Source organism: Profundibacter sp., from assembly GCF_056498605.1.
Map to the genome: position 1 here is coordinate 1 of NZ_JBSMEZ010000114.1, position 14111 is coordinate 14111.

Consider the following 14111-nt stretch of genomic DNA (forward strand, 5'->3'; position numbering starts at 1 on the left):
GCGCATTTCTTCGGCCACTGCATAGGCTTGTTGCAACCCTTGCTGACCGGCGGTTGAGCCGCCCGCATCAAGACGCATCAAGGCGGCCATGATTGCGATTTTGTTTGACACTTTGGTTGGTTTCAAAACCTGACCAGCGCTGCCTGCATAGGTGACGATGGACACTTCGTCATCATCATGCAGTTCGGACAGCATCAGGCGGAAGCTCTGGATCAACAGCGGCAGTTTGTTGGGCGTCGCCATTGATCCCGATGTGTCGATCAGAAACACAAGGTTCAGTGGTGGGCGATCCTCCAGCGCAGGCATGGTGCCCTGAATGCCGATGTGCACCAGTTGTGTGCCTGCGTTCCACGGGGTCGGGAACACGGTGACGGTGGGTTTGAACGGGGCCTCGTTTGCGTCTGGCGCGGGGTAATCATAGGGGAAATAGTTGATCATTTCCTCGATCCGCACGGATTGCGCATCGGGCAGGTAGCCGTTCATCAGCGAGGAGCGCATCACCGAATAGGACGCGGTATCGACATCAATCGAGAAGGTCGAGACGGGGGAGTCTGTGGTGATTTTGACGGGGTTAGCATCGGCGTTGGCGAAGGCTTCGGTGTTGGGTTCGGCTACAATAACTGTGTCGTCGGGCATGGGGGAAACAATGCCGAGAGTAGGAGAGGGGGGCGATAGACGGGAGATTACGGGGGCCGCAGGCGGGGCGATTTCGGCCTTTATGCCGTCCGCTTCGGCTTCTGGTGCAGTGCTAGCACCGGCAGCAAAGCCTTCTTCTTTGCCAAGCTCGTCGGCTTCGCGTGTTCGCCGTGTATCGATCTGTGCTGTAGCGGGTGCTTCAGCGACAGGAGCGGCTTCCACGACCGTTTCAACAGAATCCTTACGCAGTGTCTCATCCACAGGAACCTCGGCCACCACGGTATCCGGTTTTGGCAGATCAAAGCGGATGTTGCCTTGCTGCGCATAGAAAAAGATACCGATGCCAACGGCGGTGATTGAGGTGGTTGCAGCCAATGCGCCGCGGGTGGTTAGGGAATGAAACATATGAATTACTCCTGATGTAAACCGCGACGTTATTGTCGGGTGATCAGGAGTAAGACGGGCTTCGTTCGCCGATCCTTGGCGAGAATTTTGCATATCATCAAAATTTTTCATCGCAAGCGCCAGATCGGCATCCTTTTTGGACGGCTCGGGCGTTGCCGAACGCATTGCGTCTTTCAGGTGCGTCAGATCATCACTCATGCCTTTTGCTCCTCTTGGTGCATCACGCGCAGGTGCTTTTTCACCTCGGCCATGCGCCAGCTAATTGTTCCCTCGGACACGCCCAGAACCTCGCCTGCTTCACGGTGTGTCATCTCGTCCTCTAACGTCAGCGCCAGCGTGTCGCGCAACTCTTGTGACAAGCTGGACATGGCTTGGGTTAACCAATCCATCCCGTCTTGGGTTTCCTTGTTGGTGGCCACGCGGTTCACCTCCCAATCGCCCCAGCCATCGGCGGCGCGGGCATGGGTGGCAAAGCGCCGCCGCCTGTCGTGTGCTGCATTCACCGCGACGCGATACAGCCATGTCGAGAACCGTGCCTGTCGTTTATAACTGCCCAGTTTGGCGGGCAGGGCGGCGCAGATGTCTTGCGTCAGATCCTCGGCGTCCGCACGGGTTCCGGTCAAACGAAAACACAGGCCGAACAGGCGGTCATAGTTGCGCTGTAGCAAAAGCGAAAATGAATCGCGATCACCATCTGCCGCCGCTTGGGCCAAGGTTTCGTCTGTGGTTTCCATGCGCATCACAATTGGTTAGACGGACGTGCGGCGTCAATCCTTGGAATTTATTTTTTTAAGGGCTGATAAAGATCGGCATAGGTTTCGTGCAGTGCTTTTTTCTGCACCTTACCCATCGTGTTGCGGGGCAATTCAGGGATGAATATAACTCGCTTAGGCTGCTTGAATTTTGCCAGTGATCCGGCAAGGTCGGCGATGATTTCAGCCTCGGTGATCGCCGCATCCCCATCCAGAACGACAACCGCTGTTACGGCTTCTCCTAGATCGGGATGGGGCAGGCCGATTACGGCGCTTTCCTTGACGCCTGATATTGCATCAATGACCAGTTCCACCTCTTTTGGATAAACATTATAGCCGCCGGTGATCACCAGATCCTTGGCGCGGCCAACGATGGCAATGCGCCCGTCTGTGTCCATCGTGGCCATATCGCCGGTAATGAAAAACCCGTCGGGGCGAAATTCCTCGGCGGTTTTTTGCGGCATTTGCCAGTAACCTGCAAAGATATTAGGGCCTTTGATTTCAAGGATACCAACCTCGCCACGCGGGATTTCATTGCCTTCTGCATCGGCAACGCGGGCAGTGACACTGGGCAAGGCTGCACCGACGGTGCCGGCAATACGCTGGCCGACGTAAGGGTTCGAGGTGATCATGCCGGCCTCGGTCATGCCATAGCGTTCCAGAATGGTGTGGCCGCTACGATGTTCAAATCTGGCGAAGGTTTCAGGCAGCAGCGGGGCCGACCCCGAGATGAACAGGCGCATGTTTTTACAAGTTTCGACGTTGAAGTCTGCGGCGTCCAGCAGGCGGGTATAGAAGGTGGGCACGCCCATCAGAACGGTGGTATCGGGCAGAGCTGCAATGATGTTGTCGGTGTTGAAGGTGTCGTGAAAGATCACTTTGCTTGCGTTCAGCAGTGCGCAATGCAGGGCAACGAACAGCCCGTGGACGTGAAAGATCGGCAGCGCGTGCAGCAGCACGTCATCGGGTTGCCACTGCCAATATTGGTGCAGCACAAGCGCGTTCCATGCAAGGTTGTCATGGGTCAGCATCGCCCCCTTGGAGCGCCCCGTGGTGCCGGAGGTATACAGGATCGCGGCGAGATCGCTGCCAGTGCATTGGGTGATTTCGGGGTCAGCGGGGGCGGCGTTCATCTGGTCAATCAGGCTGCCATTGCCCTCACTATCAAGCGTCAGGGTTGTGCTGCATAATGCGCTAATTTCAGGTTCGGAGTGCGGGTCGCAAACCACGACGCGCGGGTTAGCATCCTGAATGAAATAGGCAACCTCGGCGATGGTATATGCGGGGTTGAGCGGGATAAAGGTAAGACCGGCGCGAAGGCAGGCGAGGTATAGCATCACCGCCTCGGGGGATTTATCGACCTGCACGATGATGCGATCGCCCTTGGCAGCACCATTGGTTTTCAGGACGGTGGCAATGCGCGCGGATTGGTCGTCAAGTTGCGCAAAGCTGGTGATGCCACGGGCGTGTTCCAGAAAAGGGGCGCTACGGTCGGGCGGGAAGCGTGATGCAAAAAGGGCGTAGAGGTTGGCGTTTGGCATCGGGTTTCCTGCGGTTACTTAACCGCAGTTTGCGCATGGATGCGGGGTTTGCGCAAATCAAAACCGCATGTGTTACACCGCCTGTTTCACCCACCGCAACCGCAGCGCATTGGTCAGCACGAAAACGCTGGACAATGACATCGCGCCCGCCGCCAGCATGGGGGACAGCATGGTGCCGTAAAACGGATACAGCAGGCCCGCCGCAACGGGGATCAGCACCACGTTATAGCCGAACGCCCAGAACAGGTTTTGTTTGATGTTGCGCATGGTGCGCTGGCTGATGTCAAAGGCGTTGACCACCCCGTTCAGGTCACCCGACATCAGCACCACATCGGCGGCCTCGATCGCGACATCGGTGCCGGTGCCAATGGCGATGCCAACGTCGGCGGTCGCCAAGGCTGGCGCGTCGTTGATGCCGTCGCCGACATAGGCGAGTGTTGTGCCCTCACCGCGCAATTCGTTCAGGGCGGCGACTTTGCCGTCGGGCAGCACTTCGGCAACGACATGGTCGATGCCTAACTCGTGCGCGATGGCGTTTGCGGTGCCCTGGTTGTCGCCGGTTATCATCGCAACCTTCAGGCCTAGGTCATGTAGGGTTTTGATCACAGCGGGGGTGGTTCCCTTGATCGGGTCCGACACGGCCAGAACCGCCACGGCCACCCCGTCAATGGCGATATAGAGCGGGGTTTTGCCCGATTGGCCCAACTCGTTGCCTTGGGTTTGAAACGCTTCGAACTCTATCCCCTCCCGGGTCAGCAAGCGGTCAGCACCAATTAGGATCTGTTTATCGTCCACGACAGCGCGCACCCCGTATCCGGTGATCGAGGTGAAGTCGGTGACCATTGGCAAGGTCATGTTTTTTTCGGCAGCGGCCCGCACAATGGCCTTGGCAATTGGATGCTCGGATGTGGATTCAACCGCTGCTGCAAGGCGCAGAACGTCGTCAAACAGGAACCCTTTGGCCACGGTGTAGTCAGTCAATTCGGGACGCCCTTCTGTCAGGGTGCCGGTTTTATCCAGCGCCACTACGCTTGCTTCTTGCAGCATTTGCAGCGCGTCGCCTTTGCGAAACAGAACCCCCATTTCGGCGGCGCGGCCCGTGCCGACCATGATTGAGGTCGGCGTGGCCAGACCCATCGCGCAGGGGCAGGCGATGATCAGAACCGATACGCCGGCAACCAAGGCAAAGCTAAGCGCAGGCGCGGGGCCAAAGATGAACCAGAGCGTGAAGGTCAGAGCGGCGGCCACCAGTACGGCGGGCACAAAGATGGCGGTGATTTTATCGACCATGCCCTGAATCGGCAGCTTGGCGCCTTGGGCCATCTCGACCATCTGGATGATCCGCGCCAGCACCGTGTCGGCCCCGACATTCGTGGCGCGAAAGGTCAGCGCGCCCTCGCCATTGATGGTGCTGCCGACCACATCCGCGCCTTCGGTTTTCTTGACCGGTGCGGGCTCGCCGGTGATCATGCTTTCCTCGACATAAGATTCACCGCTGAGCACAATACCATCCACCGCAATTTTTTCGCCGGGACGGACATGCAGAATGTCGCCCTGCACGATGTCTTCAATCGCCAGTTCCACCACCTTGCCACTCCGTTCAACCCGTGCGGTTTTGGCCTGCAAGCCGACCAGTTTTCGGATCGCCTCGCCTGTGCGCCCTTTGGCGCGGGCCTCTAGGTAGCGACCCAACAGGATCAGAACGATGATCACTGCCGCGGCCTCGAAATAGACGTTATCGGTGCCTTGGGGCAGGAGTTGCGGGGTAAAAGTGGCGACCACAGAAAAGCTGTAGGCGGCGGCTGTGCCAAGCGCCACGAGCGAGTTCATTTCAGGCGCACCCTTGAACAGCGCAGGGAAGCCGATTTTGTAAAACCGCAAGCCTGGGCCGAACAGCACCAGCGTGGTCAGGACGAATTGCAAGAGGCGACTGTTTTGCGCCCCGATGTTGGCGTTGACCCAGTCTCGCACACCAGGGATGAAATGGCCGCCCATTTCAATGGCAAACACCGGCAGGGCCAGTAATGCTGCGATCAGGGTGAGCCAGCCAAGGCGGGTGATTTCGCTGGCTTTTCGCTCTGCACGATCATCGACATCGGCGGATTCGCCCGACTTTGGTTTGGCAGGGTATCCTGCGGCGGTGGCGGTGGCCATAATTTCGCCCACAGTTGTGGCCTTGGTGGCGTAACGCACAGTTGCGGTTTCGGTGGCGAGGTTCACCGACACATCCACCACCCCGTCGCTGGTAGCGATGGCCTTGTCCAGACGCCCAACGCAGGAGGCGCAGCTCATGCCTTCGATTTCCAGCGTCACCTCTTGGGTGGCGGCGGGGTATCCGGCGTCGGACAGGGCCCTGATCATGGCGTGGGTATCGGCGGGTGCATCATAGGAAACCTGCGCGGTTTCCGCGGCCAGATTGACGGTGGCCTTGGTCACGCCCTTGATCGCATTCAGCGCCTTTTCGGCGCGTCCGGCGCAAGACGCACAGTTCAAACCTTCGATTTGGAATGACGTTACAGTTTGATCGTTCATTGGGTCACCGACTTTTGAGTGTTTGTTCAGAATTCAGATAGACCCTCTAGTTACTGGAAGGTCAAGTGGAGATGTGTGAGAAACCCAACTCGGATGTTAGCCCATTACCAGTCAATTGACGTAAGGTAAGGAATCCCCCACCTGACCAATTTCAATAAAAATGTTAGGCAGAAGTATATTTAATACAATTTTAAGCATCACATTTTGGAAGTAGAATGATGGAATACCTCTATTACTCACAAAGCATTTTCGAGTTGCTCGGGGTGGTGGGATTCTTTTTATATGTGTTGAATTACACGCTGCTGACGTTCAGGGTTTTGACTGGTGACAGCCTGACGTATTTTGCGATAAATTTCTGTGCGGCGTCGCTTGTTCTGGTCGGGTTGACCAACAGCTTTAATCTGGCGGCGGCAATGGTTCAGATTTTCTGGATTTGTATGTCGACACTGGCAATCATTTTACGTCTGGTGCGGCGCAACCCTAGCGTCAAGCTTTAGCGTTTCAATGTATCACCAAATTGCAACTTTGGCGTCAGTTCGATGCGTGCTTCAACATCGTTACCATTTGCCCGTGCCGCGATAATTTCGGCGGCGATGCGCCCGATTTGGTGGCGTTCGGCATCCATGGTGGCCAGTTGTTTGGGTAACCCATCCAACAGTTCGACACCATTGAACCCCGCCAGTCCGACCTGACCCGGCACATCAATGCCGTTGGCAAGACAGTATAGCAAACCACCCGCGCCAATCATGTCGTTTGAATAATACAGAAAATCCAGATCGGGTGTGCGTTTTAGGATGGTTTCGGTCATCTCGCGGCCTTTCACAAGGGCCGAGCCACCGGAGTAAAATTCTTGATCCGCGATTTCGATACCGGCCTTGGCCAGCGCTTCGGTGAAGCCTTCAAACCGTTTGCGGGCGCGGTGATCCAGCGGCATGTTGGTGCCCATGAACCCGATTTTGCGATAGCCATGCTCAATGATCGCCTCGGCCATTTCGCGCCCTGCGCGGCGTTGCGACACACCGACAATGGCGTCAATCGGATCGCCATCCAGATCCATGATCTCGACAATTGGCACACCGGCATTTTTCATCATCGCACGCGCCGCTGCCGTGTGTTCCAGCCCCGCGATGATAACACCGGACGGGCGCCATGACAGCATTTCAAACAGCACGGCCTCTTCTTTTTCTGGCGAATAGTTGGTGACGCCGATCACCGGCTGCAACGGGGTTTCGTCCAGCACCTCGGAGATCGAGGTCATCACTTCGGGGAACACCATGTTTGACATCGACGGGATGATCACCGCCACCAGATTGACCCGTTGCGAGGCAAGTGCGCCGGCGATTTTATTGGGGACATAACCCAGCAATTTGGCGGCTTTGGTGACCTTCAGGCGGGTTGCGTCGGAAACATCACCACGGTTGCGCAACACGCGGCTGACAGTCATTTCACTGACCCCTGCGGCTTCGGATACATCGCGCAGGGTCAGGGGGCGTTTGGACGGGTTGTGTTGTGGTGACACGGATGGGCATTCCTGTTTGGCCAGTTAAACCTTGTTAACGTGAAATTCCAACTTGTCCAAGGTTGATGTTTTGGTTATGTTACCGCTAACAGAATTATCCAGTAAGTGCTGCAAGGCACATGCTAGGATATAATAAAGGGGAGCGGTGGGCCAACTTCGCTCCCCTTTATTCTGGAAAAATACAACCCGTTGGTTTAGCTTTGGATCAGTCTAGGCCTAGACTGCATCTGAAGTTAGTGTGAGTTAGCAAACGGGACATTTTGTGTTGAAAGTATTAACTATATTGCAGGCTTTGGTGTTCGCTGTTTTTGTAACAGAGTTGGCCGCGCAGGACCTTAGCGCCGCCCGAACCAAAGCCCAAAACAGCGCAACGCAACTGAATGATGAATTGGCAGCCCTGATCCCCGAAGTGCGGGGCTGGGACTGTCAGACCAATGATAATTCAAAATTACTGCAGCGACGCGGGATCGCGGTAATTCCGCAAATCAATGTTATCTGCAAAAATGCAGCGCAGTCGTTAAATATCAATCTTTCCTTTAATCCAACAAATTCCTCTCATCAATGTCAGCATATTGCTTCAACACAAAAAGGTGTTGCAAACGGGACGGTAAAACCTGACTTGTTCCGGTTTTTTGAAAATGAGAACTGGAAAATTATGCGATCCTCAGGCAATTTAAATGGCTGCGCTGCTGGTGCCATCGCACTAACCGCCAGCGGAAACCGAACCCAAGAGGTATTCCAAGCAGGCCCTGCCACAACCGATGATTTTGCAGAGGCAATGTTGGGTTTAGATGTCAGCGCCATACTGGATGCGGCGGCCCTTTCTGATCATGCGGCTGCACTGGATCATCTTATGGATCTATTGGCAATCCAATCTAGCGATTTGGCCGCTATCATCCCGTCACCGCCAATGGCGACGCGAAAGATGATCTATCCCCAAACTAAAACCGCCAATAAGCTTCCTATAGCATTGCTTTTAGTCAGCCTTCCCGCTGCTGCTGCAGATTTGAAAATTGGCCAATGCAGGGTTCATATTGAGCTGTCAGCGGCACCCAACACTATCTATGAGGCCAAAAACACAGGCCGCAGCTGGGCTAAATCCGGCGGTGAGGATGGTGCGCGCGAATACGCATTTCTGCGTCGCAACACCAAACGTTTTGTTGGGCAGCAACGAGTTGATGGCAGCGGGATCGAGGCCTTTGTGGATAATAGTGTCATTGTCAGGGTTGTAATTCCCAGCAATAAACCTTGCCAAGCCGACTTTGAGCTAGTTCAGCGGTTATTTAATGAAATCATCGCCCATGATTTAACAGGGTTTGGTTATCCGTAAGGTTGGGGCATGAAAACTGTAGGGCGCGCAATTTCACGCGCCCCTATTTTCACATCTTAAAGACCCGATAAATCGCCGGGATCACCAGAACCGTCAGGATGGTCGATGTGGCCAGTCCGAACAGCAGCGAAATTGCCAAGCCCTGAAAGATCGGGTCGGTCAGGATCACGCCAGCGCCGATCATTGCTGCAATCGCGGTCAGCAATATCGGCTTGAAGCGTGTTGCGCCCGCGGCAATCAGGATATCCAGATCAACACGGCCCTCGCCCTCGTTCCTGATGAAATCTACCAACAGGATCGAGTTCCGCACAATGATCCCCGCCAAAGCGATGAAACCGATCATCGAGGTGGCTGAAAACGGCGCGTTAAACAGCCAGTGGCCATACATGATGCCAAGGAAGGTCAGCGGCACCGGCGTCAGGATCACCAGCGGCAGGCGGAACGATCCGAACTGTGCCACCACCAGGATGTAAATGCCCAGCAGCGCCACGCCAAAGGCAGCGCCCATATCGCGGAAGGTGACCCATGTGACCTCCCATTCGCCGTCCCACAACAGGGTGGTTTTGCTCTCGTCTGTGGGCATGCCGTTCAGGCTGATCACCGGTTTTTCCATGTCTGACCAGTCCATCTTGTCCAATTCCTCGGCCACGGCTAAAATGCCGTAGAGCGGGGCCTCGAACTGTCCTGCCATTTCGCCCATTACCATTTCGGCATAGCGTCCGTTGTGGCGGAAAATCGGGTAGGATGCGCGTTCCTCGGATATGGTCACCACATCGCCCAACTCGACCACGCCACGATCCCCGGGCAACACGTTGGCGGGCACGGGGGTGGCCATCATTCGTTCGTCAATCACGCGGTCGCTGCGGTCACGACCGACCACAATCGGGATCGGTTGGCGGCCCTGCCCACGGTGTGAATAACCAACGGTGATCTGGCTGTTCAGTAGGCGCAATGTGTCCAGCGCATCGCTTTCCTGAACGTGGTAAAATTCCAGATCATCGGGCGACAGATCCGCCCGCATCCGGCGGGGTTGAACGCCAAAGCTGTCATCGACATCGACCACATAAGGCACGGCCTCAAAGGCCTTGCGAATGCGGCGGGCAGCCTCGCGGCGGGTATCGGCGTCTGGGCCGTAAACCTCGGCCAACAGGGTGGCGATCACTGGCGGGCCGGGGGGGGGTTCAACCGTTTTAATGTTGGTGCCCGGCGGCACATCCATTTCGGCCAGCAATTCGCGAAGTTCCAGTGCAATTTCGTGGCTGGAGCGTTCCCGTTCGTCTTTGGCCTCGAGATTGATCTGCACATCGCCCAATTCGGGTGACTGGCGTAGGAAGTAATGGCGCACCAGCCCGTTGAAATTGAACGGTGAGGCGGTGCCGGAATAGGTTTGAGCCGATACGACTTCGGGCAGCCCCAGCGCAATCCTCGCGGCTTGTTGCGCCACGGCGTCTGTGGCCTCGACCGACGCGCCTTCGGGCAGGTCGATCACAATCGACAGTTCGGATTTATTATCGAACGGCAGCAGTTTGACCGTCACGTCGCGGGTGTAAATCGCAGCGAGCGAACCAAAGGATGCAACAATAACGACTATCAAGAATGTCAGGCTGGCCGCTTTGGATTTCAACAAGGGGCGGGCAACAGCGGTGTATAGTTTGCCCAAACGCCCACCTGCTTCGGCGTCCTCGTCGTGGTGCATTTCGGCCTTGCCAGCGACCTTCATCATCAGCCACGGGGTGACCATCACGGCGACAAAGAACGAGAATATCATCGCGGCGGAGGCGTTGGCGGGGATCGGGCTCATGTATGGCCCCATCAGGCCGGATACAAACAGCATCGGCAGCAGGGCGACCACAACGGTCAGGGTGGCAACGATGGTGGGGTTGCCCACCTCGGCGACTGCTGAAATGGCGGCCCCAAAGCGGCTTTGACCTTTGCGTTTCAGCCCCCAATGTCGGGCGATGTTTTCGATCACCACAATGGCGTCATCCACCAGAATCCCGATGGAAAAGATCAGCGCAAACAGCGACACGCGGTTCAGGGTGTAGCCCATCAACCACGCGGCAAACAGCGTCAACAAAATGGTCATCGGGATCACGGCGGCGACCACGATTGCCTCGCGCCAGCCGATTGCAATCAGCACCAGTGCGACGATTGAAACAGTGGCAAGGCCCAGATGGAACAATAGCTCGTTGGCTTTTTCATCGGCTGTTTCGCCGTAATCACGGGTGACCTCAACGTCGATGCTGTCAGGGATCAGATTACCCTCAAGGCTTTCGACCTTGTGCAAAATCGCCTCGGCCACAGTCACCGCATTGGCACCCGCGCGTTTGGCCACGGCCAATGTGACGGCGGGCATACGATCGATCCCGTTCTCGCCCACACGGTGCAGCGTGGATACATGCACCTCGTCCAAATCGGTGACAAAGCTGACGTCAGCCACATCGCGCACATAAACAGGGCGCCCATCGCGTGAGGTTAGTTTCAGGTTGCCGATCTGGTCGGGGGTGGACAGGGTGTCGCCCAAGATCAGGCTGATCTGTTCGCCGCCATCGCGCACGCTTCCGGCAGGGGAGGCGGAGTTTGCACCCTTCACCTTGCCCACCAACTGTTGCAGGGTCACGCCGTAAAGTGCGAGCTTTTCGGGGTTGGGGGCAACGCGCAGCGCCTCGCCGGTTTCGCCGACCATATAGGTCAGCCCGACGTTGTCGATTTTGTTAACCTCGGATTCAACTTCGCGCACGATGCGGGTCAGATCATTGGCCGTCATCGCATCCTGGCCGGATTTGGGCGAAAATGTCAGCGTGACAATCGCCACATCGTTGATGCCGCGCCCCACCACCAACGGTTCGGGGATGCCGACAGGGATGCGGTCCATATTGGCGCGCAGTTTGTCGTGGACACGCAAAATCGCGGTTTCGGATTCAACGCCAACGATGAAACGCGCGGTGACCATAACTTGATTGTCGCGGGTCGAGGAATAGACATGTTCGACTTGATCAATGCCTTTGACGATGGATTCCAGCGGTTCGGTGATCAGTTTCACCGCGTCTTCGGCCTTTAGGCCCGCCGCTTCGACATGGATATCGACCAAAGGCACTGAAATTTGCGGCTCTTCCTCGCGTGGAAGGCTTACCAGAGCGATCATGCCAACGGCAAAAGAGGCCAGCAGCAGAAGCGGGGTTAATGGCGAGGCGATAAATTTGCGGGTCAGGCGGCCCGCAATGCCCAGTGCGCCGGTTTGTCCGGTGTGGTTCTCACTCATGATCGGTCACCAGTGCATCACCAGCGGCAACGCCAGTCAGAACTTCAAGCCAGACTTCACCGTCACGCGTCACTTTGGCCCCCAGAACCACAGCGCGTCGCATCGCCGCGCCATTCACTTCGATTGTCACAAAATCAATGCCACCGTGCATGGTGATGGCTGATTGCGGCACCATTAATGCTGTGCGTTCCCCCACTGGCAGGCGCACAGGCACGCGCCGCCCGATGAACCGGTCATCAAGGCCGGACACTTCGACATCGGCCAACACGCGGCCCCCTTCGATCTGAGGATAGATTTTGGCAAGCCGGCCGGTCTGGCCCTCGCCGATTATGATCTCGTCGCCCTCGCTTAACGCTGTCGCGTGGCGTTCAGGCACCGACAGACGCAGGAAAGCGCCGCCACCGCCAATCACGGCAATGCCTTCGCCGGGGGTGATAACCGACCCTTTTGCGGGGGGGACGGACAGAACAACGCCTGCCTCGGGGGATAGAACCTCGCCTTCGGCCACTTGCTGTTTGATCACCAATTGTTGTGCCTCGACCCCGCGGATTTCACCGTTCAGAACATCGACTTGCGATTGCAGCTGGCCAAGACGTTGCGCGGTGATAGTACCGCGCTGGATTAACGCTTCGCCACGCACCAGATCCTCGGCGGCGGTTTTCAAACGGGCCTCAAGCGCGCTGATCTGGGCGTCCAGTGCTTCCAGTTGAAACTCCAACTTGTCGTCTTTGACCAAGGCAATCCGCTGCCCTTCGGTGACGATATCGCCTTCGCTGACGTCCAGTTCGACAATCGTGCCGCCAATGCGGGCGCGGGCTGGAATACGGTCACGGGTTTCAACCACGCCGTAAACGGCTTTCCATTCTGTGATCGGCTGTGGGGCCAGTATGATGGTTTCGCCGTGGGCAATATTTGCGCCAAGCAAAGCGATGATGAGGGGCAGGGTAAGTTTCATATCGAGTGTCCTTTTGCCTGTTCGACGGCAGAATGGGCCTATCTTGCGGCAGGAGAGCCAGTAAGGGAAGCGCTGAATTCTTAACATATTCGTATTCGCGAATGTGTTTATCAAACAAGATTTGTCAAGTAAACCCACCAAATTCGAGCCACCATATACGGCAGTTTAGTGAATGGGCGATAAAAATATAATGGATTTAGTCACCGTGGGCTAAGGGCTATCTGATTTTGGGGATGGAAATCATTCGGGATTATGCGTATCCCGTTCTCGCGTGGCCCCGTGGCTCAACTGGATAGAGCAGCCCCCTCCTAAGGGGCAGGTTACTGGTTCGAATCCAGTCGGGGTCACCAAAAACACCTTTAAAATATGGCCTGTTTACATGGCTTTATGCAGGAGCTTGCAGAAAGTCCCGTGAGCTTTCGCGCCGAATTCTGCTGAAACGGCGGAAATCTCGTACAAAACCTGTACAAATTTCGCACGTCTTTGCGCACTTGGGGGCCTTCCAATGAGCTGGCGGGTTGCGAATACATGCGCGGAACGAAAGTTCGGCAGCGCAACGCGCAAGCAGATCATCATGTTTCTGGCTGACAAGGCGAGCGACGATGGCTCAGGCATCTGGTGTTCTAAAGGAACGATTCAGCGGCACACCGAGCTGGGAGAGACCACAGTCAAGCGAGCCGTGCGCGAATTCCTTAAGGAAGGTATTCTAGTCGAGACTGGCTCGCGGACCTGCAAGAACGGATTTACGGTCGTTTACCGGATTGATCTGACCAAAGTTGAGGCGCTGGACCCCACGCTGGAGCCTGAGATTGAGACGGGGTCCACAGTGGCCCCCGTCCAATCTGGCCCCGGTACGGGGGCCACTGTGGCCGGGGTACGGACACATGGTGGCGGGAGATTGTCACGCCCGCCAGTGCAGTGATCAACAATGCCCATGACCTGAAGAACACGCCAACAATCCGCGTCAAGTCTTACGACAATTTTGAGCGGATTGCTCAGGACAAGCGGCGTAGCAAACCGAGCCGTGTGGAGCGCACCGCGGCGGACAAGGAATGGATTGATGCGTTCTGCAGGGTTGCTGATCCATACAATGCTGCTTTGGTGCGTTTCATGTTCGAGACGGCGGCGCGGATCGATCAGGCTATTTCGATTGAGCCTGACGATCTAAAGCCAGCTGAG

At 56.4% G+C, this 14111-nt stretch carries 10 protein-coding genes, 1 tRNA gene and 1 pseudogene; 5 read left to right on the forward strand and 7 right to left on the reverse strand.

The annotated features are described in order from the left end of the window. From ACWB12_RS11845 to ACWB12_RS11860, 4 genes are all read right to left on the reverse strand, one after another. The coding region (locus ACWB12_RS11845; protein WP_479530294.1) for a vWA domain-containing protein at positions 1–1239 on the reverse strand (1239 nt) is incomplete at its 3' end. Further along, positions 1236–1775: an RNA polymerase sigma factor gene (locus ACWB12_RS11850; RefSeq protein WP_479530295.1), complete on the reverse strand. Its 540-nt coding sequence runs from the start codon at positions 1773–1775 to the stop codon at positions 1236–1238. The genes ACWB12_RS11845 and ACWB12_RS11850, both read right to left, overlap by 4 nt. 47 nt (positions 1776–1822) lie before the next feature. Then, positions 1823–3334 (reverse strand): malonate--CoA ligase, encoded by a 1512-nt coding sequence (locus ACWB12_RS11855; protein ID WP_479530296.1) that lies wholly within the window; start codon positions 3332–3334, stop codon positions 1823–1825. Between the two features lie 72 nt (positions 3335–3406). After that, a complete protein-coding gene (locus ACWB12_RS11860; protein WP_479530297.1) occupies positions 3407–5866 on the reverse strand; it encodes a heavy metal translocating P-type ATPase in 2460 nt (819 codons plus the stop codon). Positions 5867–6081: 215 nt separating this feature from the next. Between ACWB12_RS11860 and ACWB12_RS11865 the strand changes: the two genes are divergently transcribed. Next, positions 6082–6363, forward strand: a complete 282-nt coding sequence (locus ACWB12_RS11865) for a CBU_0592 family membrane protein (RefSeq protein WP_479530298.1) — start codon at positions 6082–6084, stop codon at positions 6361–6363. Here the strand turns inward: ACWB12_RS11865 and ACWB12_RS11870 are convergent. Then, positions 6360–7385, reverse strand: a complete 1026-nt coding sequence (locus tag ACWB12_RS11870; protein ID WP_479530299.1) for a LacI family DNA-binding transcriptional regulator — start codon at positions 7383–7385, stop codon at positions 6360–6362. The genes ACWB12_RS11865 and ACWB12_RS11870 overlap by 4 nt on opposite strands. A gap of 265 nt (positions 7386–7650) precedes the next feature. On the opposite strand from ACWB12_RS11870, the gene ACWB12_RS11875 reads away from it, so the two are divergent. Further along, complete coding sequence (locus tag ACWB12_RS11875) at positions 7651–8715, forward strand: hypothetical protein (protein ID WP_479530300.1); 1065 nt, start codon at positions 7651–7653, stop codon at positions 8713–8715. A 49-nt stretch (positions 8716–8764) separates the two neighbouring features. On the opposite strand, the gene ACWB12_RS11880 is transcribed toward ACWB12_RS11875, so the two are convergent. Both ACWB12_RS11880 and ACWB12_RS11885 read right to left on the reverse strand, forming a co-directional pair. Continuing rightward, complete coding sequence (locus ACWB12_RS11880) at positions 8765–11977, reverse strand: efflux RND transporter permease subunit (protein ID WP_479530301.1); 3213 nt, start codon at positions 11975–11977, stop codon at positions 8765–8767. Next, positions 11970–12932 carry an efflux RND transporter periplasmic adaptor subunit gene (locus ACWB12_RS11885; protein ID WP_479530302.1) on the reverse strand — a complete coding sequence of 321 codons (963 nt, stop codon included), beginning with the start codon at positions 12930–12932 and terminating at the stop codon, positions 11970–11972. Before ACWB12_RS11885 ends, ACWB12_RS11880 begins: the two co-directional genes overlap by 8 nt. A gap of 273 nt (positions 12933–13205) precedes the next feature. On the opposite strand from ACWB12_RS11885, the gene ACWB12_RS11890 reads away from it, so the two are divergent. The 3 genes and pseudogenes from ACWB12_RS11890 to ACWB12_RS11900 form a co-directional block, all read left to right on the forward strand. Beyond that, a tRNA-Arg gene (locus ACWB12_RS11890) sits at positions 13206–13282 on the forward strand. A 155-nt stretch (positions 13283–13437) separates the two neighbouring features. Beyond that, the gene (locus ACWB12_RS11895) at positions 13438–13854 is read left to right on the forward strand and encodes a hypothetical protein (protein ID WP_479530303.1); all 417 of its coding nucleotides are present in this window, start codon (positions 13438–13440) and stop codon (positions 13852–13854) included. Beyond that, a pseudogene (locus tag ACWB12_RS11900) lies at positions 13851–14111 on the forward strand (tyrosine-type recombinase/integrase); the annotation flags it as partial. The gene ACWB12_RS11895 and the pseudogene ACWB12_RS11900, both read left to right, overlap by 4 nt.